At 51.1% G+C, this 22,006-nt stretch carries 20 protein-coding genes; 6 read left to right on the top strand and 14 right to left on the bottom strand.

What is annotated here, in order from left to right:
• Positions 1-6 precede the first annotated feature (6 nt).
• Complete coding sequence (locus K7H08_RS17660) at positions 7-432, bottom strand: arsenate reductase ArsC (RefSeq protein WP_038482976.1); 426 nt, start codon at positions 430-432, stop codon at positions 7-9.
• A gap of 154 nt (positions 433-586) precedes the next feature.
• Between K7H08_RS17660 and arsH the strand changes: the two genes are divergently transcribed.
• Genes arsH through K7H08_RS17635 form a run of 5 tightly spaced genes read left to right on the top strand, consistent with a single transcriptional unit; the run spans position 587 to position 3,835 of the window.
• Positions 587-1,306, top strand: coding sequence for an arsenical resistance protein ArsH (gene arsH, locus K7H08_RS17655; protein WP_095602241.1), 720 nt, complete (start codon positions 587-589; stop codon positions 1,304-1,306).
• 15 nt (positions 1,307-1,321) lie between these two features.
• Positions 1,322-2,389, top strand: a complete 1,068-nt coding sequence (gene arsB / locus K7H08_RS17650; RefSeq protein WP_231658636.1) for an ACR3 family arsenite efflux transporter — start codon at positions 1,322-1,324, stop codon at positions 2,387-2,389.
• Between the two features lie 15 nt (positions 2,390-2,404).
• Entirely contained in the window at positions 2,405-3,076 is a 672-nt protein-coding gene (locus K7H08_RS17645) for an NADPH-dependent FMN reductase (protein WP_231658635.1), read from the top strand.
• A 17-nt stretch (positions 3,077-3,093) separates the two neighbouring features.
• Positions 3,094-3,501, top strand: a complete 408-nt coding sequence (gene arsC, locus K7H08_RS17640; RefSeq protein ID WP_198350134.1) for an arsenate reductase (glutaredoxin) — start codon at positions 3,094-3,096, stop codon at positions 3,499-3,501.
• Positions 3,502-3,541: 40 nt separating this feature from the next.
• On the top strand, positions 3,542-3,835 hold the full coding sequence (locus K7H08_RS17635; RefSeq protein ID WP_038482962.1) for a CC/Se motif family (seleno)protein: 294 nt from the start codon (positions 3,542-3,544) through the stop codon (positions 3,833-3,835).
• 10 nt (positions 3,836-3,845) lie between these two features.
• Here the strand turns inward: K7H08_RS17635 and arsJ are convergent, their stop codons facing one another.
• From arsJ to K7H08_RS17595, 8 genes are all read right to left on the bottom strand, one after another.
• Complete coding sequence (arsJ, locus tag K7H08_RS17630) at positions 3,846-5,057, bottom strand: organoarsenical effux MFS transporter ArsJ (RefSeq protein ID WP_231658640.1); 1,212 nt, start codon at positions 5,055-5,057, stop codon at positions 3,846-3,848.
• Positions 5,058-5,073: 16 nt separating this feature from the next.
• Entirely contained in the window at positions 5,074-6,120 is a 1,047-nt protein-coding gene (locus K7H08_RS17625; protein WP_198350135.1) for an ArsJ-associated glyceraldehyde-3-phosphate dehydrogenase, read from the bottom strand.
• A 156-nt stretch (positions 6,121-6,276) separates the two neighbouring features.
• The gene (pstB, locus tag K7H08_RS17620) at positions 6,277-7,116 is read right to left on the bottom strand and encodes a phosphate ABC transporter ATP-binding protein PstB (RefSeq protein WP_038482956.1); all 840 of its coding nucleotides are present in this window, start codon (positions 7,114-7,116) and stop codon (positions 6,277-6,279) included.
• A gap of 26 nt (positions 7,117-7,142) precedes the next feature.
• The gene (gene pstA / locus K7H08_RS17615) at positions 7,143-8,309 is read right to left on the bottom strand and encodes a phosphate ABC transporter permease PstA (RefSeq protein ID WP_038482953.1); all 1,167 of its coding nucleotides are present in this window, start codon (positions 8,307-8,309) and stop codon (positions 7,143-7,145) included.
• 18 nt (positions 8,310-8,327) lie between these two features.
• A complete protein-coding gene (gene pstC / locus K7H08_RS17610; protein ID WP_038482950.1) occupies positions 8,328-9,578 on the bottom strand; it encodes a phosphate ABC transporter permease subunit PstC in 1,251 nt (416 codons plus the stop codon).
• A 151-nt stretch (positions 9,579-9,729) separates the two neighbouring features.
• Positions 9,730-10,743 (bottom strand): substrate-binding domain-containing protein, encoded by a 1,014-nt coding sequence (locus tag K7H08_RS17605; RefSeq protein ID WP_038482947.1) that lies wholly within the window; start codon positions 10,741-10,743, stop codon positions 9,730-9,732.
• A 129-nt stretch (positions 10,744-10,872) separates the two neighbouring features.
• Positions 10,873-11,604: a sulfite exporter TauE/SafE family protein gene (locus K7H08_RS17600; protein ID WP_038486613.1), complete on the bottom strand. Its 732-nt coding sequence runs from the start codon at positions 11,602-11,604 to the stop codon at positions 10,873-10,875.
• Between the two features lie 51 nt (positions 11,605-11,655).
• On the bottom strand, positions 11,656-12,849 hold the full coding sequence (locus K7H08_RS17595) for a multidrug effflux MFS transporter (protein ID WP_038482944.1): 1,194 nt from the start codon (positions 12,847-12,849) through the stop codon (positions 11,656-11,658).
• 161 nt (positions 12,850-13,010) lie between these two features.
• Between K7H08_RS17595 and tal the strand changes: the two genes are divergently transcribed.
• Positions 13,011-13,949, top strand: a complete 939-nt coding sequence (gene tal / locus K7H08_RS17590; RefSeq protein ID WP_038482941.1) for a transaldolase — start codon at positions 13,011-13,013, stop codon at positions 13,947-13,949.
• Between the two features lie 164 nt (positions 13,950-14,113).
• Here the strand turns inward: tal and K7H08_RS17585 are convergent, their stop codons facing one another.
• The 5 genes from K7H08_RS17585 to hrpA all read right to left on the bottom strand — a co-directional run bounded on the left by K7H08_RS17585 (position 14,114) and on the right by hrpA (position 21,940).
• Complete coding sequence (locus K7H08_RS17585) at positions 14,114-14,629, bottom strand: STAS domain-containing protein (protein ID WP_038482938.1); 516 nt, start codon at positions 14,627-14,629, stop codon at positions 14,114-14,116.
• On the bottom strand, positions 14,619-15,812 hold the full coding sequence (locus tag K7H08_RS17580) for a PP2C family protein-serine/threonine phosphatase (RefSeq protein WP_095602252.1): 1,194 nt from the start codon (positions 15,810-15,812) through the stop codon (positions 14,619-14,621). The genes K7H08_RS17585 and K7H08_RS17580 overlap by 11 nt, the downstream gene beginning before the upstream one ends.
• A gap of 8 nt (positions 15,813-15,820) precedes the next feature.
• Positions 15,821-16,621 carry an MlaA family lipoprotein gene (locus tag K7H08_RS17575; RefSeq protein WP_038482932.1) on the bottom strand — a complete coding sequence of 267 codons (801 nt, stop codon included), beginning with the start codon at positions 16,619-16,621 and terminating at the stop codon, positions 15,821-15,823.
• A gap of 75 nt (positions 16,622-16,696) precedes the next feature.
• Positions 16,697-17,818, bottom strand: a complete 1,122-nt coding sequence (locus K7H08_RS17570) for a beta-ketoacyl-ACP synthase III (protein WP_095602253.1) — start codon at positions 17,816-17,818, stop codon at positions 16,697-16,699.
• A gap of 108 nt (positions 17,819-17,926) precedes the next feature.
• Positions 17,927-21,940, bottom strand: a complete 4,014-nt coding sequence (gene hrpA / locus K7H08_RS17565) for an ATP-dependent RNA helicase HrpA (protein WP_231658634.1) — start codon at positions 21,938-21,940, stop codon at positions 17,927-17,929.
• Between the last annotated feature and the right edge of the window lie 66 nt (positions 21,941-22,006).

Raw genomic sequence — 22,006 nt, 5'->3', positions numbered from 1 at the left:
ATTCTTTCAACCACGTGGCTGATCATGAGCATGCAGGGACAGCCATAGCTGCAGACGCCGACGGATTTCTAATAGCGCTTGCTCGTATGCATCTAGTTTACTAATTAGCCTCGGATCACGAATATCCCAGAAAAGCACTTCTCTGGCGCGCCCTTGCCAGTCTCTGCAAACCTGTTGCGCCTTGTCGCAAAGTACAATGACAAAGTCGAAGTACTCGTCCTCAAACTCATCCAGTGACTTACTACGCAATCCTTCCGTATCAAGGCCCTGTTTATGCAGTGCCTCTAACGTTAGCGCATGGGGTTCATCTGGCTCGGAACCTGCGCTAAAAGCATCAAAACGATCACTTGCCATCTGGCGAAGCAGCGCTTCTCCCATCAAAGACCGTGCAGAATTGGCATTACAAAGGAACAGCACGCGGCGCTTTGGCATAAATAAATGACCTCTTGATGGGTGTAATTTAAGCAATTTACGCCTTCAAGATGACGTCATTATTGCAGCCTGCTAGTTACCGGTACAAATATACGAAAAAACATATATCATAACGATCAATAACCACTTCTTCGACATAAAAGGAGCACCGCCAATGGCATTGCTTGATGATTTACCCAACGTGGACAGCCGTCTGTTTAAAGCTCCCAATCATGAAACATTGAGGCTTCCCTCGAGTGACCAACCTGCCCCCAAAATCCTGCTGCTTTACGGTTCACTGCGGGAACGCTCATTCAGTCGATTAGCCGTTGAAGAAGCCGCTCGGCTACTCAATGCAATGGGGGCAAGTACAAAGATTTTTGATCCGCGGGGCTTACCCCTGCCGGATGCGGAAGATTCAAGTCACCCTAAAGTGGATGAGCTGCGTACACTGGCACAGTGGGCCGATGGCATGGTGTGGTGCTCACCTGAACGCCACGGTGCAATGACTGGCATTATGAAAGCACAAATTGACTGGATTCCTCTTGCCTTAGGCGGCGTTCGCCCCACCCAGGGTAAAACGCTTGCAGTAATGCAGGTGTGCGGTGGCTCCCAGTCATTTAACACGGTAAATCAGCTGCGTATTTTAGGACGCTGGATGCGCATGGTGACGATTCCAAACCAGTCATCGGTACCTAAGGCTTTTATGGAGTTTGATGACAACGGTCGCATGAAGCCTTCTCCATTTTATGACCGCATTGTTGATGTTATGGAAGAACTGGTGAAGTTCACACTGCTGGTTCGTGAACGCAGCGATCTGCTAACCGACCGTTACTCCGAACGCAAAGAAAGCGCTGAAGAAGTCTCCAAACGCGTCAGTCAACGTGCTATTTGATCAGGGAGTGGCTTTATGACGACCCAGAGCAACACATCACCCACCAGTGCCGATATGGGGCTGTTTGAACGCTACCTTTCCGTATGGGTAGCGATTGCCATTGTTGCCGGGATTGCACTTGGGCAGTTCGCCCCTGCCGTGCCAGAGGTGTTATCACGGTTTGAGTATGCCCAGGTCTCCATTCCGATTGCCGTATTAATCTGGGCGATGATTTTTCCCATGATGGCGCAGATTGATTTCAGTGCTATTGCAGGAGTGCGCCGCCAGCCAAAGGGCCTAACCATTACCACCACTGTCAATTGGCTGATTAAACCCTTCACAATGTTCGCCTTGGCATGGCTGTTTTTCATGGTGATTTTTCAGCCATTTATTCCTGAGGAACTGGCCAGTCAATATCTAGCGGGCGCCATATTATTGGGGGCAGCTCCCTGCACCGCGATGGTATTTGTATGGAGCTACCTGACTCGAGGTGATGCGGCTTACACGCTGGTTCAAGTAGCTTTGAATGACTTGATTATGCTGTTTGCCTTTGCGCCGCTTGTGGTGCTGTTACTAGGAATCTCAAATATTCAAGTGCCCTGGGACACGGTTATTTTGTCGGTGGTGCTGTACATCGTGATTCCACTTGCAGCGGGCTATTTCACCCGTAAAACACTGATCGCCAAGCGCGGCACCGAGTGGTACGACAGCGTGTTTATGAAGCGCGTTGGCCCAATCACGCCCATCGGGTTAATCATTACGCTAGTGCTTCTATTCGCCTTCCAAGGCGACGTTATTCTGAACAATCCGCTGCATATCGTATTGATCGCTATTCCTCTGATTATCCAAACGTTTTTAATCTTCTTTATCGCGTATGGCTGGGCCAAAGCGTGGCGTGTGCCGCACAACATCGCTGCGCCTGGCGCAATGATCGGCGCCAGCAACTTTTTTGAACTGGCGGTCGCAGCTGCCATTGCACTGTTTGGCTTACAGTCAGGCGCCGCGCTAGCCACAGTAGTTGGTGTTTTAGTTGAAGTACCGCTTATGCTCGCACTGGTACGCATTGCCAACAACACGCGTCAGCATTTTCCTGAAAACGCATAACAAAGAGATACTCGGATGGCACATTACTTAGTCTTTCTCGGTTCAACTCGAACCTCTACGCCGCCCGCCCCTGCTCGTTTAGGCGAGCGGGTATCCCAGGCGTGCAAACGCCTACTTAGCTCGCTACCCAATACAACGGCAGAGGTTATAGACCCGCTAACGTTAGACCTTAACGGCCCTTTTAAGCCACATTTTGCTTACGCAAAAACAGCGGTTCCCGATGATCTTGAAGCTCTTGCAGGCAAGATTGAACAAGCCGATGGCTACGTGATGGTCAGCCCCGAATATAACCACTCCATGAGCCCGGCGCTGAGCCATTTGCTGAATCATTTCGGTGCATCACTGTTTGCATTCAAACCCAGCGCTATCGTGACTTACTCCATGGGGCAATGGGGAGGCGTGCGTGCCGCCGTTAGCATGCGCGCATTTCTATCTGAGCTTGGCTGCCTGCCAGTGTCCGCCATGATCCATATACCTAAAGCGCAGGAAGCGCTGAACGATGACGGGGAGTTTGCCCAGGAGCAAGAACGCTGGGAAAACTATTTTGGGCGCGCGCTAGGGCAATTAACGTGGTGGGCAGAAGCGGCTAAGTCGCACAAAACCGAGCAAGACCCCACAACGCTATCACCTGCGTTTACTAAATCGCCAGCTCAGCGCAATGCACCTACAACCGATCTTTCCACCTAACCAAGAGATAACTCACCATGTCAGTCACCATCTACCACAACCCTAACTGCGGTACTTCGCGCAATACGCTGACAATGATCAAGGCATCGGGCGAAGATCCCGAGGTAATTCACTACTTGGAAACACCTCCCAGCCGAGAGCACCTAGTAGCGCTACTCGCGATGATGAAGATATCACCGCGAGAACTGCTGCGCCAAAAGGGCACCCCTTATGATGAGCTCAAATTGGATGACTCTTCGCTAGACGATGATCAGCTGATTGACGCCATGATAGCGCACCCGATTCTGATCAATCGTCCTATCGTCATTAGCCAAAAAGGCGCGCGCTTATGTCGCCCATCCGAACTAGTATTGGAACTGCTTGAGCAGCCCGTTGCACACTTTACCAAAGAGGATGGCGAAACCGTCTACTATCCCGCGAGCTAATACAGGAACCAAATGCCAGAACAATAGTACGGGGTGAACAATGAACCATGTCATTGATATCGACAGCAACGCCGTCGACTTCATCAAACAACAAGGCGGCGTTGTGACCGTCCGCCTCTCCCCACGGTACGGCTGCTGCGGAGGCCTCGCCAATCTTGCGGTAGCTGAAGCGCACCATCCAGAAGATACCCAACACTATCAGCACCATATTCAAGATAGTGTTTCGATCTATATTGATCCCGACCTTGCTAACCAAGGGCTGCGCATTGGCGTTGAAGGTTGGTGGAAATTGCGCCACCTTTATGTGGATGGCGCGGCGTTATCAACAGACTAAAAACTGGCCTTTATGCAACCTGCTTTGGCAACGCCAGTGCCATCACGGAACTGGCTGCCACTAAGGCCGCCGATACCCAAAGACAGGCGCTCAGCCCGTAAGCCATATACAACCAGCCTGACAGCAACGTTCCCACCAAACGCCCCATGGCGTTGGCCATATAGTAGAAGCCAACATCCATCGAGACGCCATCGGCACGGGCATAATGAACAATCAGGTAACTATGCCAGCTGGAATTAATCGCAAACAGCACACCAAACGCTAAAAGCCCGACCACCAGCCAACCTACCTGCGCCAGCGGTAGTAACGCCAACAAAATCGCTAGTACCGCTAAAGCGGCTGCCCAGCCTGCGGTTAGCGCGCGGGCATCCCCTTTAATCAATCGGGTAAGTTTAGGTGCCTGAGTTTGTACCCCACCGTAGCCAATAATCCATGCTGCCAGTAATCCCCCCACTGTCCAATGAGTCCAGCCGTGCTGGTCATATAAAAACACCGGCAACGCCACGACAAACCAGACATCCCTAGAAGCAAACAGGCAAAAGCGCGCCGCTGAAAGCACGTTGATGGCACGAGACTTGGAGAAAATCTCCGAAAACTTGGGTTTTACTTTTTGGCGCCCTAAGTCTGCTTTTAAGCGCCATAAAGAGACCAGTAATACCGCGCTAAGCATCACCGCCATGGCAATCACCGCGCCTCGGAAACCAATCAGCGTCAGTAACAACCCGCCGATAAAAAAGCCTAGGCCTTTCAATGCATTTTTAGAACCGGTCAGCATCGCTACCCAGCGGTAGAGAGAGCTATTAGCGTTGGCACTCTCTTTAGGCACCAATACTTTGACCGCACTTTTAGCACTCATTTTATTTAAGTCTTTGGCAATGCCAGACAGCGCCTGCGCCGCCATCACCCAAACAACAGTGAGCATCCCTGCGGGCACCATCAGCATGGCAAGCGCAACAATTTGTAGCCCCAACCCCACATTCATCGTGCGGTTCAAGCCTAGCCTCGCGCCAAGCCAGCCGCCGACCAAGTTGGTCACTACGCCAAACGCTTCATAGAACAGAAACAGCATGGCAATTTGCAGCGGCGAGTAACCTAGCTGGTGGAAATACATCACCACCAGCATGCGCAGCGCGCCGTCGGTAATGGTAAACGCCCAGTAGTTGCCAGTGATCAACATATATTGGCGAACTTCAAACGGCAGCGCTATGACTCGAGCGCGCATTTTGAGAAACGGCGAATCAGCCACGGTCAATCTGCTCTTTAACTGTCTTCTCACCAGCTACCATTAGCGCCAACTCGGCCGTGCGGTTGGCATAGCCCCACTCGTTGTCATACCAGGCGTAAAGCTTAAGCTGGGTGCCGTTGACCACCATGGTAGAAAGCGCATCAATAATGGAGCTGCGCGGGTCAGTGCGATAATCAATCGATACCAGCGGGCGCTCTTCATAACCCAAAATACCGGCGAGCCCTCCCTCCGCGGCCGCTTTCAGCGCTTGATTGACCTCTTCCACCGTGACCTCGCGCTCAAGCTCAAACACCATATCGGTGAGCGATGCATTGGCCAGCGGCACACGAATGGCATGACCATTCAGCTTTCCTTCCAGTTCGGGAAAGATGGCTGTAATTGCTTTTGCAGAGCCCGTTGTCGTTGGAATCAAACTCATACCACAGGCGCGAGCGCGACGTAGGTCTTTGTGCGGCGCATCTAGAATCGTCTGAGTGTTGGTAATGTCATGTACCGTCGTCATCGAACCATGGCGAATACCAAAGGTTTCCTGAATCACTTTAACTACTGGGGCTAGGCAGTTTGTGGTGCAGCTAGCGGCAGTCACGATTCGATGCTGAGCGGGGTCATAAAGATGATCGTTGACACCTACCACTACGTTCAGCACGCCCTCTTCTTTAATCGGTGCACTCACCACTACGCGCGCAACGCCTTGATCAAGATATGCCTGGAGCTTGGCGGTTTCTTTCATTTTACCCGAGCACTCGATGACCACGTCACAGGCAGACCAGTCACTATCGGCAATCGCCTTATTGGCGCTAAACGCAACAGTTTTACTATCTAAAACAATCGCATCGTCGCAAGCTGCAATCCCTTCGCCAGGAGACCAGTGGCCATGCACCGAATCAAACTCAAGCAGGTGGGCAAACGTTGCTGAATCACCGCCTGGGTCGTTAATACGCACAAGCTCTACTGCCCCAGCTTCGACTTCAGTCCATAAGCTTCGCAGTGCTAATCGACCAATACGACCAAACCCGTTAATACCGATACGTAATACCATGGGGCCTCCTATTTAGATAAACGTATACATGAACGTCTAAATAAATGAATAGGTGAACAGTGCGAAAATCGTAATTCTAATATACGAAAAAACATATATGAGAAATTAAAAAAATGCCTGCAGGCTAGCTTGGCGCTGGCCTGCAGGCAGTCTTAGTTAACCGTAACGACCGGAGATATAGTCTTCGGTCTTTTTCTGTGCCGGGGTTGAGAACATCACTTTGGTATCGTTGTACTCGATGATTTCTCCCAGGTGGAAAAATGCCGTGTAGTCGGCTACCCGTGCGGCCTGCTGCATATTATGCGTCACGGTAACAATGGTGAACTGCTCTTTCAGCTTGTCCATCAGATCTTCGATCGTTGCTGTAGAGATCGGGTCCAACGCAGAGGTAGGTTCATCCATTAAAATTACATCTGGTTGTACTGCAATCGCTCGGGCAATACACAAACGCTGCTGCTGGCCGCCAGATAATGAGGTGCCTGGCTCCTGCAGTTTATCTTTCACTTCATTCCACAGGCCTGCATCACGTAACGCTTTCTCAACAAGCTCATCCTGATCTGCCTTACGACTTACTAAGTCATGCATACGCGGTGCGTAGGCAATATTTTCGTAGATCGACTTAGGAAAAGGGTTTGGCTTCTGAAAAACCATGCCAACACGACGGCGCAAAGCTACTTCATCCATCTTAGAAGCATTGACGTCCTGCCCATCCATTTCGACCAACCCTTCGGTGTGCACACTAGGAATTAGGTCATTCATGCGGTTTAGACAGCGCAAAAAGGTCGATTTACCGCACCCCGAAGGGCCAATCAGTGCGGTCACATTCTTCTGAAACAGATCAATATTTAGCCCTTTTAACGCTTGGGTTTTGCCGTACCACAGGTTCAAATCACGAACGCGGATACTTAAATCATGGCAAGCCTTTTCATTACGCGTATAAGGCTGCCCTACGTCGGGCAGGTTCTGCTGGTTCATGACAGGTACATGGCTGTTCATAGTAATGTCCTCTATGACGTGCTGGCCTACCAGCGACGCTCAAATTTCTTACGTAGTACAACGGCAAAGGCGTTGAGTGAGATAAGTATGGTGAGCAGCACTAAAATACCGCCAGCAGTTTTTTCTACAAACGCCTGCTCTGGCTCACCTGACCAGGTAAATATTTGAGCTGGCATGACCGTTGCGGCATTAGTAAATGAAGCCCCTACATCAGGGATAAATGCCACCATTCCAACAATAATTAGCGGTGCTGTTTCCCCCATCGCCTGTGCCAAACCGATGATAGAACCGGTCATGATTCCCGGCATCGCCAAGGGGAGAACATGATCACGGACTACCTGCCAGCGTGAGCACCCTACTCCAAACGCCGCATGGCGAATGGAATCCGGCACGCTACGAAGCGCCGTACGCGTAGAGATAATAATCACCGGCAGCGTCATCAGCGCTAAGGTCATACCACCTGCCAGTGGCGAAGAACGCGGCACCCCAAAGAAATTAATAAAAATCGCTAAGCCCAGCAAACCGAACAGAATCGAAGGTATGGCAGCTAGATTGTTGATATTAATTTCAATTGCTTGGGTAAAGCGGTTATCTGGCGCAAATTCTTCTAAATAAATCGCTGTCATTACACCAATGGGAAACGCAATCAGCAGGGTAACGATCATCGTCATCACTGTGCCAACAACCGCCGACAAAATGCCTGCATTCTCAGCAATTTTTGAATCACCAGAACCAAAAAACGTTTTATTGAAGCGTAGATCCACTTGGCCGGCTGCTACACGCTCCTCAATTTCTGCCTTTTCTTGATCGCTGAGGCGATTGCGATGCCCTTTTAGATATTGATCTACTTCACTGTTCGCTAACATCCAACGTTGCTCTGACGTACCGATTAGCTCAGGGTTGTTACGCAGTTGGAGCGGAATTACCCTCACCTCAGTGCGGCTAATCAGCGGTATCAAGTCTTCATCAAATGCTTGTCGGCCATCGCGGCTAGCTTCTTCTGAATAACGAATTTCCGTATTGATGTACGCCTGCTGGAAAGCTGGCAACCCTTTGCTCAACATATCAGCAAAGAACAGCACCAAAAACAGACCAGCCAAACCCAGCGCCCCCATGGATACCCACTTCAAGCGTGCCGACTTACGGTGACGCCGCTTAAGCTGCTGGCTGATCTCGTCAAAAGTATGGCTCATCGAATCAGTTCCTCGGCGTTACAGGTTATTTACGCGGTATTTTTCACGGAAGCGGCGAATCATTAAGACTGAGACTAGGTTGAGTGTCAGCGTCACCGCGAATAGCACCAAGCCCAAAGCAAACGCTGAAAGCGTTTCTGCGCTTTCAAACTCCTGATCGCCAGTAAGAGCCGCCACAATGCGCACCGTCACTGTCGTCATGTCCTCTAATGGATTCGCTGTTAGATTAGGTCGCATCCCCGCAGCCATTACCACAATCATTGTTTCGCCTAGCGCTCGCGACATACCAAGCAATGACGCAGAAATAATCCCAGGTAAAGCAGCAGGTATGACCACATCACGAATGGTCTCGCCTTTCGTCATCCCCAGTGCGAGCGAACCTTGGCGCATGCTGTCTGGCACAGAGTTAATGACGTCGTCGGAAAGCGATGAAATAAACGGGATAATCATAATTCCCATCACTACACCGGGTGCGACGGCATTGTTATAAGAGGCATCTAAACCAAAGAACCCTGCAATGTTTACAATAATTGGGGCAACGGTAATGGCAGCAAAGAAGCCATACACCACGGTTGGAATGCCCGCTAACACTTCAAGTACAGGCTTAGCGACAGTACGAACCCTAGCAGGCGCATATTCCGACATATAAATAGCTGAGAGCAGCCCTACCGGCACTGCCACCAACATCGCAATAGCAGTGATCATAAAGGTGCCCGCAAATAGCGGCACTGAACCAAATTCTGCACCGCTGCCGTCACCACGCCCTGCCGATGCTAAAAAGCTCGCACCTGGATTCCATGTTGTGCCGGTAATGAACTCCCAGAAGCTATGCATCTGAAAAAAGCGTAAAGCTTCTGAAATAATTGAGAATAGTATTCCGAAGGTTGTGAAAATCGAGATCAAAGCCGCGCCCGCTAAAATCCACCGGATAACGCGTTCAATGGCTTGGCGCGCGTGGAACTGAGGTTTTACCTGAGCAACACCTACGGCGAGACCAGCGGCGGCCACCACAAGACTAGCGGCAAACAAATAAAGCGGGGGTATCTCAGCGCCTAGCAGCAACAAAAGCAAAGAGCCGACTGCACCCACTAGCACTGCTGGCCCTGCGGTTGAGAGAACAGCAAACCATGCATACTGATCTGGCTGCGCATACATCGCAGCCCCTGACGCGCGTACACGGGAAGCCTTTGCGCGGCCAATAAAGTAGGCCGCTAGCCCAAGCAGCAAGAGCACAGTGCAAAAGAGTAGAAGTAGCTGGTTAGTTTGCATCGAATTTCTCTCGCATCACCTAATGAAATCGTGTTGGCGACCACTTTGGAGTAAAAACATGACAGCAATGTGACAAACACCAAGATATAGCCAACTCAAACTAAAAGGCCGGTAGCTTATGCTACCGGCCTTTTGTATCTAGCGTTCTAACTTACTTCAGGTCTTCAACAGTTAACTGAGCACGGTCAGCAACACGCTGACGAGCTTGCTCACGCTCAGCTTCGGGCAGCGGAATCAAGCCAATATCAACCAAGTAGCCATCACTGCCAATCATCAGCTCTTCCATAAACATGTTGGCATAGTCATACATTGGCGGTACTTCATCAGCGTGCTGGTTCTTGAGGTAGAACCACAGCGAGCGAGCAACTGGATATTCACCAGAACTAATTGCTTCTACTTCTGGCTCAACACCATTAATAGACGCGCCCTGGATAGTATCCGGGTTTTCAGTCAAGAAAGAGTATCCAAAGATACCGAACGCTTTAGTATCTTCAGACAAACGCTGAACGATCAAGTTATCGTTTTCGCCTGCATCGATATAAACGCCGTCTGAGCGGATTTCGGTGTAACCTTCGTCACCGTAAGCTCCCAACTCTTCTGAAGCTACTTCCATCACCAGCTCTTCAAAAGCATCGCGGGTTCCAGAGGTCGTGGGCGGCCCATAGATAGAAATCTCACGATCCGGTAGAGAATCGTCGATTTCACTCCAGTTAGTGTAAGGGTTATCAACCAGCTCACCATCAACGGGGACCTGAGCGGCAACGGCTAGGAAAATATGTTCTAGGGTAAAGTCTGCTGCGTCGTTATTAGTTGATTGGCCAAGAACGATACCGTCAGAACCGATTTTAGCTTCAGTAATATCGGTAACGCCGTTCTCTTCACAGCGCTCAAATTCAGATGGCTTCATACGACGTGAAGCATTGGTGATATCGGGCGTGCCTTCACCTACACCATTACAGAACAAGCGCAAACCGCCACCCGAACCTGTTGACTCAATCACAGGCGTAGGGTTACCGGTAGTCGCACCGAACTCTTCAGTAACGTAGCTGGCAAACGGATAAACGGTACTGGAACCTACGATGCGGATCTGATCACGTGCCTGGGCAACACCGGCAACGCTCATTACGGCAGCCGCTATCACGGTCGTTTTTAGAATACGGTTCATGCGAAATACTCCTGTCGATGTAAGGTTTTGGCCTTCGCAAGACGTACTTTGCACCGTTTCAATGACAACTTTGTGACAGGACGTAACATCACAAAAATTTTTAATCCGAGGTACCGCATAACACTGGTACTAAATTAACAGCCCCAACGCAGCCAACGTACATAGCCCAAGCGAGACACCTTGTAGTAACCGCCTATCCAAACGATGGGCAATCACATCTGCGAGCGCATTACCGATTAGCACTGCAGGTAGAAACGTGAGCGCTAATTTAAAATGCCAAGCGGATACCTGGCCCGCAAGCGCTAGCGTCATGAGCGTTAGAAGAGATGTCAGAATAAAGAAAGCGGCCAAATTGCCGCGCAGGCGATCAGGTGGAAAGCCATGCATTAGCAGGACGACTGGAGGACCACCGATGGCAGCCACCGTGCCAAAAACGCCTGACAGTATACCTGCCAGGAACAGCGTCACACGGTTTACCGGGGGATGAAAACGAAACAGCGTTACTATCACAGCAAACAACACGATAGCGGCGATCAGTTTTTCGAGCACCACCAACGGAGCAGTTAACAATAACCAAATGCCCAGCGCATTCCCTGGCAAGCGGCCAATCAAGGCAATGCCTATCGCGTCCAGGCGTATTTCTTGCCAGTAGTGGCGCACCATCAGCAATGAAACAGTAAACCCAAACAACACGAGCACTACCGGCACCAAACGTGGTTCTAGCATCAACAGTAGTGGTGCCCCTACCACTGCCAAACCGAAACCTGTCGCACGCTGTACGAAAGCACCCAGCATTAATACGGCAGAACAGGCTAGCCACACGCCAAGTGGCATGTCTATCCATGGCAACGAGTTATTCATTAAAATCAATCATCACACCTTTTCGCTAACATCAATCAGCAGCACAAAGCATCAGTACGAATCACCGTAAGCGGGCTTTCTTGTCAGCTTTTGGACGCCGATATTACCCAGCAACGCGGCCCCCAACATAGTGAGCACCATCGGCCATAGGTGCTCTACCTGGAACAAGCCCACCAGCACCCCAGCAATTGCGCCACAACTAAACTGGATGCCACCTAGCAGTGCAGTTGCCGTGGCACTTATATGTCCAAAATGGTCCAGTAACGCAGAAATGGCATTAGGTGTGATCAGACCAATCATACCAGTAAACAACATGACTAGAGGCACCACCACATATAGCGAAGCCAAATTAAGCGCTGTCGCGATAACAAGCCCCAGTGCCGCAATTAACTGAATCGTTAACCCTAGTCGTAAATTCTGTTGTGGCGAGCGCTTACGCAGTAAATGAATATTGACGCGATTAGACAGCGCAATCACAAGCACATTGACGCCAAACACCATTGGGTAAACGCTAGGCGATAGTGAGAAGTAGTCTAAGTATAAAAATGGAGAGGCGGTTACAAAAGCAAACAGCCCAGCGAATGAAGCTGCGACAGCGCAAATATAGCCCATCCCCTCTTTATGACAGAGCACACTGGCGTAATTGCGTATAACTTGGCGGGGCGAAGCTGCGGGTAAGTTAGTATCTCGTGTTTCGGGTAAACGCGTACCTAGCAGCCAAAGCAAAAAACCTGCGTAAGCGGCCAAAAATACAAATATCAGCCACCACCCCGCAATGTGCAGCAAGATACTACCCACGGCAGGTGCCACCAACGGCGCAAGCATCATGATCATAGCCATCGTTGACATGACTTTAGCGGCTTCACGTCCGCTGAAACAGTCGCGCACAATCGCCGCTGAGTTCACCACACAAGCGCCGCCGCCCAGTGCTTGAATAAATCGCCACACCAGCAAAGAGGTCAAACTATCGACGGTGGTGATCATTAAGCTCGCGAGCATAAACACCACCAAGCCACTGAGCAAAACAGGCTTACGCCCCACCCTATCCGACAGCGGTCCAAAGCACAGCTGACCGATTGCGAAGCCAAATAAAAACATACTGATTGAGAGTTCAGTATGATGAATACTCGCATTGATGTTTTCTGCCAGTACCCCAATGGCTGGTAAGTAAGCATCAATCGCAAACGGCGCAAGCGCTGTGTTGGCCGCCACCAACAGCGCCACTCGACGAGGATTAAGTTCCATAAACATCCTTGAAGTTGGCATTATTCAGCAGAGAATGCCTCTGAATTGATAGGCCGCTAATCATAATCGATTTCAATTCATTTGTCGGTCACTGTTCGCCACGCAATGCCCTTGCTAAAGTATCCAACGACAACTATCTCAACGACGACAAGGAACGATGCATGGCCACTAGCCTACTAACTCAATTAAAAGAGATGACCACGGTTGTCGCTGACACCGGCGACCTTGAGGCTATCCGCCGCTTTCAGCCGCAAGATGCCACAACCAACCCCTCGCTTATCTTGCAAGCTGCCCAGCAAGAAGACCGACGCGCACGACTTGCCAGCATTGCCAAAGAAAGCACCGACCTTGAAGACGCGGTAGATCGCGTGGCTGTCGATATTGGTAGCGAAATCAGTGAACTGGTACCTGGCTACGTGTCGACTGAAGTCAGTGCCCGACTATCGTTTGACCGTGATGCCACCATTGCCAAGGCGCACTCATTGATTGAGCGATACGCCCAGCATGGAGTAGGCCCAGAGCGTATTTTGATCAAAATGGCGTCGACATGGGAAGGCATCCAAGCCGCTCGCCAACTTGAACGTGACGGCATTCGCACTAACTTAACCCTATTATTTGGCTTTGCCCAGGCACAGGCCTGTGCAGATGCTGGTGCAACGCTTATTTCACCGTTCGTAGGCCGTATTCTCGATTGGCATAAAGCTAAAGCCCCTGACACAGATTTTAGCGGTGCCAACGACCCAGGCGTGCAGTCTGTTAAGCGCATTTACGACTACTACAAAGGCCATGGCTACTCCACCATCGTCATGGGCGCAAGTTTCAGAAACGTGGGTGAAATTCAGGCGCTAGCTGGCTGTGATCGTTTGACGATTTCCCCTGCACTACTTAACGAACTAGACGAACTTCAAGGAGAGTTGCCGCAACAACTTATTCCCAAAGCAGCTAGCAGCGCACCGAGTGAAGCGTTAGCGCAGGCAGATTTCCGCTGGGCAATGAACGAAGATGAAATGGCGACGGACAAACTAGCAGAAGGTATTCGCAAATTTATGGCTGACCAGCGCAAGCTCGAAGAACTGCTTAGTAAGCTTCGCAGCAGCTAATTCGATTGCTGACTCCGCTGGATCGCTAACATAGATAGGCGACAAAAAAAGCCAAAAGGCCCTCTAGGATGTTTATCTTAGGGGGCCTTGTCTAGTAGACGCGTTGTTCTTGAAACCTAGTTCTTGAAACCTAGTTCTTGAAACCTACATATAGATAAAGTGCGTTAGTGGGCCGTTGTGTTTTGCGCTTCGAGCATTTCCACAAGCGGTTGAAACTGTTCGCGGTTGTGCTCGTTCATATGCATTAGAATTCGATGGGCCTCTAAAATACGTTCACGCAGCCCCTCTTCGTCAGCTGGCTCAGCAGGCAAGTCTTCTAGGGCCGATGTTAGTTTCGACGCTTGCTGCAATGGCGCTTCCATCAGCGTAAAAAAACGAGCAAAGCCCATCACATCCAGCATTTGTCGTACATCTGGATTATCAGCAATGATGGTGGGTGGATGCTCTAAACGTCCTTTTACCGCCATAGCAACTTTGGCAAGAAAGCCCAGCGCGGTCGAATCAACATTCGTTGCTTCGCGCAGGTCGATCATTACCGCCGTTAGCCCAGGCGTTTCAGCAAGGCGCTGAGCTTGGGTATCAAGCGTGGCGCACAGCGTTAGGCGCACGTCACCACATAATTTTAAAACAAAAACACCGGAGTCGAACGCCGCTTTAATGCGGCCTTCTTCAATCAGCATGACCAAATCCGCTCACCATCATGATTGTTAGGTCATCGGGTAAAGCATCGCGGTCCTGGTTCGCCTCATTATCCGCATCGCCTTCTATAAGAAGGGAGTTGGTGTTGGCTAGCCGATCGCGCAACTGCTCAAGCGTGACACTTTCACTTACTAATTGCTCAAGTTCCTTGAGCCGCGTGTCGAGTGTCTTACCCGGCAAGCATTCCAATACACCGTCTGAACACAGCCATAAATGAAAATCGGCCGGTAAAGCACAGCTGAGCGAAGGATACTCTACATCTGGAAAAAGACCTACTGGCATTCCCTCTCCTGCCAGACGCATTAGCTTACCACCAGACACTAGCAGTGGCATAGGAAGCTGCGCACCGAGCGAATAGTGAAGCGTTCGCTCCTGGTGGTCAATGACACCAACAAACAAGGTCGCGTGTTTGCCAATATCAGTGTCCTGCAACTCTCTGTTTAATGCCGCCAACCAGTTAGGTGCCAACTGTTCTGGCGATTGGCCATCCCACTCATTAAGCCATCGATTGCATAGATACTTGAGCAGTACGGTAACAAACGCAGAGGATGCCCCATGCCCAGACACATCGGCAAAATAGAATGCGCTGTAGCGATCGTTATAGCGCTGATAGTCAAGGAAGTCTCCCGACAAATACAGCGAAGGTGCAAACCAGTAATCGTAGTACACACCGTTGATGATTTTGGGATGAATAGGCAATAAGCGGCGCTGAATATGACCACCGCTCTGTTGATCCATACGCAGCAAGGCTAGATGCGTTTCCAGGCTTTCGTTTAATTCGGCCAGACGCTCTCGGTCTCGATCTCGCTCCTGAGCCAATGTGTGAAGCTCAATGGCTTTACGAATCATCCGGCGCAACAGTTCTGCGTGGCGTAGTGGATGAACAATATAGTCAACTAAACCAACATCAACTGCCTTAATTAGGTCCGCGTCCTGACGAGAATCACTGACAACTAAGGTAGGCAAACGATGTGTCAGCTGCGACCACTGCTGGCGCGGCACTGCCCTTGCATGAGCAACGATGAGCGCTGTATCGGCAGGCAAATTGTCAATATTATCTGCTGCAAATACCCACAAGCCATCGCACGTAATCGCTTCTGCTAGCGCGTCACGCTCTTGCCCTGGCTCATCGATCACCGCGATCAACTGCTTGGAATGATCCATATTAAGCCTCAATCGGCGAAATCGTCGTCACCAAAATCGGTATCGTCGAATTCAAAATCGTCCATAGCAAACGGGTCATCCCCAAGCTCACCATCACTAATCTCAAACTGACGGCGCTGTAAGAAGGCATCACGAACAAAGCGATAACGATCGCCACTAATTAACGCTTCCTGATCCAGTAGCCTTGCGCGAATTTGGACAATATCCAGTGCCGTCAAACCAGCCCTAAGTGTATGGTCATCCAGATAGGTAATAGGGTGAGCAGCAATATCAAAGGGCAACCCAGCGGTATCTCGTAGCGTTCCAGGACCGAGCAATGGTAACACCAAATAGCGCGAGTCATCCCATCCCCATACCGCCAACGTTTGACCGAAATCTTCCCTATCAGCATTGATTTCCATCAACGTGGCGTAATCCAATAGCCCACCTATGCCAACGGTCGAGTTAATTAAAAAGCGCGACGTCGCAAGCCCTGCATTAGCGGGCTTGCCTTGGAGCAAACTGTTTAATGCGGTTCGCACGTCACGCAGGTTAGAGAAAAAATTACCTACCCCAGTTTGTACGGGGTCGGGGGTAACCGTCTGGTAACCTTTAGCTATTGGTTTTAACGTATAGCGATCTAACACGTCATTAAAAGCAAACACGCGACGGTTAAACCCTTCCCAAGGATCTTCAGGGTGGACTTGCTCGCCAACATTCCCCCCTGAACTAGCACACCCACTCATGCTTAATACGGCTAGCAGCAAGACAGGCAATCCCTTGTAGCGCCAGCTAAACGCGCTTTTGTGCTTTGCTAACAACCCAAGCATGGTAGCTCCTCTTTCAACATGTGTGGCGTGCAGTTCGTCGCATTTCACGCCTAAAAAAATTAATCCAAAGCCCTGTTATTGACGACGTATAACAACACTACCGGCACTGTAACCTGCGCCAAACGAACAAATCACACCAATATCACCACCTTCTAACTGTTCACGATGCAAGTGAAAGGCAATTATCGATCCTGCCGAACTGGTATTAGCATAGCGATCAAGAATAATGGGCGCTTGCGCTTTACTAGGTTCCACACCTAGCACTTTCCGCGCAATCAGGTCATTCATGTGCTGATTAGCCTGATGCAGCCACATGCGCTTCAAATCGCTTCCAGAAAGTTCTAGAGAAGCTAAATGGCTCGAAATCAGTTGAGCAACCATAGGGCACACTTCTCGGAACACCCGCCGCCCTTCTTGTACAAATAACTTATCCAGCGCCAGCGGGTCACTGTCGGTAACGCGATTAAGGAAACCTGCGTTATTACGAATCGCATTAGAGAACTTCGTCACTAGACGCGTACCTAATATTTCATACTGCTCATCAGACACAGCGCAATCACTGCTTTCCAGTACCATTGCTGTACAAGCATCGCCAAAAATAAAGTGGCTATCGCGATCTGTAAAGTTGAGATGTGCCGAACAGATCTCTGGGTTTACAATGAGAGCCCGCTTTACGCTACCAGATGCAATCGCATTGGCCGCTGTTTCAAGCGCAAATGTGGCTGAACTACAGGCTACATTCATATCGAAACCGTAACCGCTGGTGCCTAACGCCCGCTGAACTTCGACAGCCACAGCTGGGTAGGCACGTTCTAGGTTCGAACACGCTACGATGACAAGCTCGATGTCAGCGGCATCGACGTTAGCTGCTGCCAATGCCTGTTGTGCCGCCTGGGTAGCCATATCACACTGAATAGACGGTTCATCATTGCTACGCTGTGGCAGTTTAGGCCGCATTCGCGCTGGGTCAAGAATTCCTGAGGCATCCAACACATAACGACTTTTAATGCCAGATGCCTTTTCAATAAACTCGCTACTGGAGTGTGACAACGGCTCTCGTTCACCACGTGAGATTGCATCAGCATGCCGAGCATTTTGGCTGTCTACCCACGCGTTAAATGCTTTCACCAACGACGCGTTATCAATGGCGTGTTCCGGCGTGTAAAGTCCTGTACCGGTAATCACCACATGTGTCATGCCTTTCTCCTTTTAGCGGCTTACTGAGAGTCGCTGGCTGTCAATCGATGTTGTCATCTTGGTGCATTGGCTTAACTACGTAAGCCTATTATCGTATTACGACAAGCGTTAAACGCTAATAAGCTCTTCCCAACGCTTTTCTAGGCGCTTCACAGAAACGGGCATTTTAGTACCCAACTGCTGGGCAAACAGAGACACCCGGAGCTCCTGAATCCACCAACCAAATGCCACCAACTCTGGGTCTTCTGCGTCGCCCCTGCGTTCGCTTTTTCGGCGCGCGTCGAAACGCGTTTCTAATGCTTGGACATCGTGCATCAGCATTTGGTCGCGCCCTCGCTCGCGCGCGGCTTTTTCCAGCCGGATTAATGCAGCCTCTGTATAACGAGGATACTCCGTTAACCACTCACCTGCATCGCGAATAAAACCGGGGTAAACCAATCGCTTCATCTGCGCGCTGACATCGCTGTAAACAAGCGCCAATGCAAAATTGAGCTTCCCTTTTAAAATTTTGGTTACTGCCAAGTGCCCCTTCAGCGCCGCCTCAACATGCGTTAACAGTGTTTGGGCATGCGCTAACAAGCTTTCTTCAGAAGTTTGCAAGCGCTCCTTAAGGGCTTTCTCAGAGCGTGGCAGAGGATGCGTAGCCACTACTTGAGTAAACACCGCCAGCAAAAGATCATCAACCAACTCATTTTTGTTTCCTACCTTCGCAAACAACAATGCGCATTTTTCCACGCCAGGCAAACGCTTAATAGCTTTCACCTGACCCGGCTGTTGTGAGATCGCCAAACGGGCCACACCCATTTGATGCGCTGCCGCTGCCTTGGCGGGATGGTCGAAAAGTGCCACTTTGAAGCGTGAATCTTCTGCCACCAGTGCTGGGTAAGCTTCGACACGGATCCCCGCCTGGGTCGTCACCCGAGATTCAGGGAGCGGCTCACTAGGCAGACTTTCAAGCGCTGGGGCCTGATTAGCCTGTTCTGCTAATGCCTGGGCTCCCCTACTGGCGGCTTCTTCAAAGCGCCTTTCCAGGGCACGTACGTCACGCCCCTGGCCCAGCGTTTTACCAGCGTGATCAACAACGCGCACGTTCATAATTAAATGTGGTGCTAGCAGGTCAAGCCGCCAGTCATCAGGATGTACCCGCGTACCCGTTCGCCGCCGAATAAACTCGCCAAGCGCCTCGGTCAGTGGGCGCTGATCAGGCACAAGCATTTCCAGTGCCGCATCGACCCAGTCGGGAATGGGGACAACTTGACGACGAATGCTTTTCGGCAGGGATTTAAGTAGCGCAATACACTTTTCGCGCAGCAACCCCGGCACTAACCACTCCAGGGCATGCACGGGCAACTGAGGCAACATAGCGGCAGGTACGGTCAGCGTAACGCCATCATCTTCTGCATCAGGATCAAAGTGATAGCTAACCGGATAGGCAACCCCTGCCAACGTTAGGTGGTCAGGGTACTGCGCCTGAGTCACGTCGTTGGCATCCCGTGCTTTAAGTGCCTCAATATTGAATTTTAATAAGTCAGGAGACTCACGCTCCACCTGTTTGCGCCAGTGCTCAAACCCTTTGCCATTAACGATATCGTAAGGGAGCCGTTCATCATAAAAAGCAAACAACGTCTCTTCATCGACCAGAATATCGCGCCGACGTGCACGATCTTCGAGTGCCTCGACTTCTTCAATCAGCGCTCGGTTATGGGCAAAAAACTCACCCCTAGTCTGAAATTCGCCTTCCACTAACGCACGACGAATAAACAGCTCGCGGGACTCTTGGGGAGCAATAGGGCCATAATGCACGCGGCGACGGGCAACGATAGGCAGACCAAACAGCGTTACTTGCTCGAACGCAACTACCTGGGCACGTTTCATTTCCCAGTGCGGCTCGCTGTAGCTGCTTTTTATCAAGTGCTGCGCTTGAGGCTCAATCCACTGGGGGTCAATTTTCGCCACTGTACGGGCGAACAATTTAGTGGTTTCAATCAGCTCAAACGCCATTACCCACTTCGGCGTTTTTTTCGCCAGCCCTGAACCGGGGTGAATCATAAACTTACGATTACGCGCGCCCAGGTATTCACGGTTTTCCAGCAGTGTTCCCAGGTTAGAAAGCAGCCCAGATAACAGTGCTTGGTGCAGTTTTCCTGACGTTTTACGACGTGCCTGCTTGGCCTGCTCTTCGCTTTCGTCTTCATCTCTGGGCAGCGGTGCGGGCACGTCGATGTCCATATCGCGCAGCAGCTGACGCAATTGACGGAACGTGTCATGCCATTCGCGCATGCGCAGATAGTTAATATAGTGCTCGCGACACCAGCGACGTAGTTGGTTGCCTGAGAGAGCCGCGCGGGCATTTTCGATGCCATGCCATAAGTTTAACAACGCAACGAAATCAGAATCGGGATCATGCCAGCGCTGGTGGGCTTGATCCGCCGCTTGGCGTTTGTCAGCAGGCCGATCTCTAGGGTCTTGTATCGCCAAAGCCGATACCACAATCAACACATCGCGCAGGCTGCCTCGTTCGGCACCTGCCAGCACCATGCGCGCTAGGCGTGGGTCGATGGGTAGCTTAGCGAGCTTGCGGCCCAGCGGGGTCAGGCGCTGCTGGTCGTCTACCGCTCCCAGCTCAAACAGCAAACGAAAGCCATCTTTTACGAATCGGCTATCGGGCGGGTCGACAAAGGGAAATGCCTCAATGCTGCCAAGTTTCAGCGCTAGCATGGAAAGGATGACTGACGCTAAATTGGTGCGCTGGATTTCTGGGTCGGTAAACGCTGGCCGCGATAGGAAATCCTCTTCATCATAAAGACGAATACATACCCCTTCCGCAACACGGCCACAGCGGCCTTTACGCTGATTGGCGCTGGCCTGGCTAATCGGCTCAATCGGTAGCCGCTGTATTTTCGCCCGATAGCTGTAGCGGCTGATACGCACCAAGCCAGGATCAATAACGTAGCGAATTCCCGGTACCGTGAGCGAGGTTTCAGCAACGTTAGTAGCCAGCACAATTCGCCGCCCTTTGTGGGAAGCGAAGACACGATTTTGCTCTTCGTTGGAAAGCCGAGCATAGAGTGGCAATATTTCGGTGCCGGTTAAGTCGGCCCGTCGCAGCGAATCGGCTGTCTCACGAATCTCACGCTCCCCGGGTAAAAACACCAGCACGTCGCGTGGACCATGCAGCCAGCCTTTCTCACGCTCGATGGTTTCGATTTCGCGCACTGCGTGCAAAATGCCTTCTTGCAGTGTCCGGTCATCCTCATCCTCTTCGCTACGCGCCAGCGGGCGGTAATGTACATCGACGGGAAAAGTGCGGCCAGAGACTTCAACCACCGGCGCAGGCGCGTTGGCACTGCCGAAATGGGCAGCAAAACGATCTACATCAATGGTGGCTGAGGTAATAATGACTTTTAGATCAGGACGTTTCGGCAGCAGGCGCTTTAAATACCCCAGCAAAAAGTCGATGTTAAGACTGCGCTCGTGCGCCTCATCAATAATCAGCGTGTCGTAACGCAGCAGCAAAGGATCGTGCTGCGTTTCTGCCAGCAGGATACCGTCCGTCATCAGCTTTACGAGCGTATTCGGGGAGCTTTGATCATTGAAGCGCACTTGGTAGCCCACCTGCTCACCCAGCGGCACGCTCATTTCTTCCGCTAACCGCCCGGCAACGCTACGCGCTGCCAGTCGACGTGGCTGGGTATGCCCAATCACCCCTTTACGCCCACGGCCAAGCTCTAGACAAATTTTAGGCAACTGAGTGGTTTTACCCGACCCTGTCTCCCCCGCCACGACTACTACCTGATGGTCGCGGATAGCGTTTAGGATATCCTCTCGTCGTTCTACTACAGGCAACTCGGCAGGATAGTCCAGTGCCACCTTCAGTGCTTCACGGTTAGCAAGCAGCCGCTTAGCTTTTTCAAGGTCGCGCTGAACCTGCTGGACACCGTGGTCGATCGGCTTTCTGTCTCGTTGACGCCGCTTAAGGCCTGCCACACGACGCGCTAGCTGCTGTGCATCACGCAGCATAACGTGCCTTATCTCCTCATCTAATGCGGTGAGTGGATAAGCGTTCTGGGCGTCAGCATGGGAAGTTTGCGTGTCGGTGGTCACGTTAGGCTCGGTTTCCATCTCAGAATAAAATCGGCCCACTGCATGAGTGGGCCGACTATTGTAACGCCTTCGATAACAGGACGC

This window comes from Halomonas sp. IOP_6, from assembly GCF_021151565.1.
Classification (GTDB): domain Bacteria; phylum Pseudomonadota; class Gammaproteobacteria; order Pseudomonadales; family Halomonadaceae; genus Vreelandella; species Vreelandella alkaliphila.
This window is presented reverse-complemented; position numbering and strand designations above follow the sequence as displayed.

Excerpts from the sequence above, each read along its gene's own strand:
- K7H08_RS17660 (WP_038482976.1), bottom strand. The coding sequence starts at position 432 with ATGCCAAAGCGCCGCGTGCTGTTCCTTTGTAATGCCAATTCTGCACGG.
- arsH (WP_095602241.1), top strand. The coding sequence starts at position 587 with ATGGCATTGCTTGATGATTTACCCAACGTGGACAGCCGTCTGTTTAAA.
- arsB (WP_231658636.1), top strand. The coding sequence starts at position 1,322 with ATGACGACCCAGAGCAACACATCACCCACCAGTGCCGATATGGGGCTG.
- K7H08_RS17645 (WP_231658635.1), top strand. The coding sequence starts at position 2,405 with ATGGCACATTACTTAGTCTTTCTCGGTTCAACTCGAACCTCTACGCCG.
- arsC (WP_198350134.1), top strand. The coding sequence starts at position 3,094 with ATGTCAGTCACCATCTACCACAACCCTAACTGCGGTACTTCGCGCAAT.
- K7H08_RS17635 (WP_038482962.1), top strand. The coding sequence starts at position 3,542 with ATGAACCATGTCATTGATATCGACAGCAACGCCGTCGACTTCATCAAA.
- arsJ (WP_231658640.1), bottom strand. The coding sequence starts at position 5,057 with ATGCGCGCTCGAGTCATAGCGCTGCCGTTTGAAGTTCGCCAATATATG.
- K7H08_RS17625 (WP_198350135.1), bottom strand. The coding sequence starts at position 6,120 with ATGGTATTACGTATCGGTATTAACGGGTTTGGTCGTATTGGTCGATTA.
- pstB (WP_038482956.1), bottom strand. The coding sequence starts at position 7,116 with ATGAACAGCCATGTACCTGTCATGAACCAGCAGAACCTGCCCGACGTA.
- pstA (WP_038482953.1), bottom strand. The coding sequence starts at position 8,309 with ATGAGCCATACTTTTGACGAGATCAGCCAGCAGCTTAAGCGGCGTCAC.
- pstC (WP_038482950.1), bottom strand. The coding sequence starts at position 9,578 with ATGCAAACTAACCAGCTACTTCTACTCTTTTGCACTGTGCTCTTGCTG.
- K7H08_RS17605 (WP_038482947.1), bottom strand. The coding sequence starts at position 10,743 with ATGAACCGTATTCTAAAAACGACCGTGATAGCGGCTGCCGTAATGAGC.
- K7H08_RS17600 (WP_038486613.1), bottom strand. The coding sequence starts at position 11,604 with ATGAATAACTCGTTGCCATGGATAGACATGCCACTTGGCGTGTGGCTA.
- K7H08_RS17595 (WP_038482944.1), bottom strand. The coding sequence starts at position 12,849 with ATGGAACTTAATCCTCGTCGAGTGGCGCTGTTGGTGGCGGCCAACACA.
- tal (WP_038482941.1), top strand. The coding sequence starts at position 13,011 with ATGGCCACTAGCCTACTAACTCAATTAAAAGAGATGACCACGGTTGTC.
- K7H08_RS17585 (WP_038482938.1), bottom strand. The coding sequence starts at position 14,629 with ATGCTGATTGAAGAAGGCCGCATTAAAGCGGCGTTCGACTCCGGTGTT.
- K7H08_RS17580 (WP_095602252.1), bottom strand. The coding sequence starts at position 15,812 with ATGGATCATTCCAAGCAGTTGATCGCGGTGATCGATGAGCCAGGGCAA.
- K7H08_RS17575 (WP_038482932.1), bottom strand. The coding sequence starts at position 16,621 with ATGCTTGGGTTGTTAGCAAAGCACAAAAGCGCGTTTAGCTGGCGCTAC.
- K7H08_RS17570 (WP_095602253.1), bottom strand. The coding sequence starts at position 17,818 with ATGACACATGTGGTGATTACCGGTACAGGACTTTACACGCCGGAACAC.
- hrpA (WP_231658634.1), bottom strand. The coding sequence starts at position 21,940 with ATGGAAACCGAGCCTAACGTGACCACCGACACGCAAACTTCCCATGCT.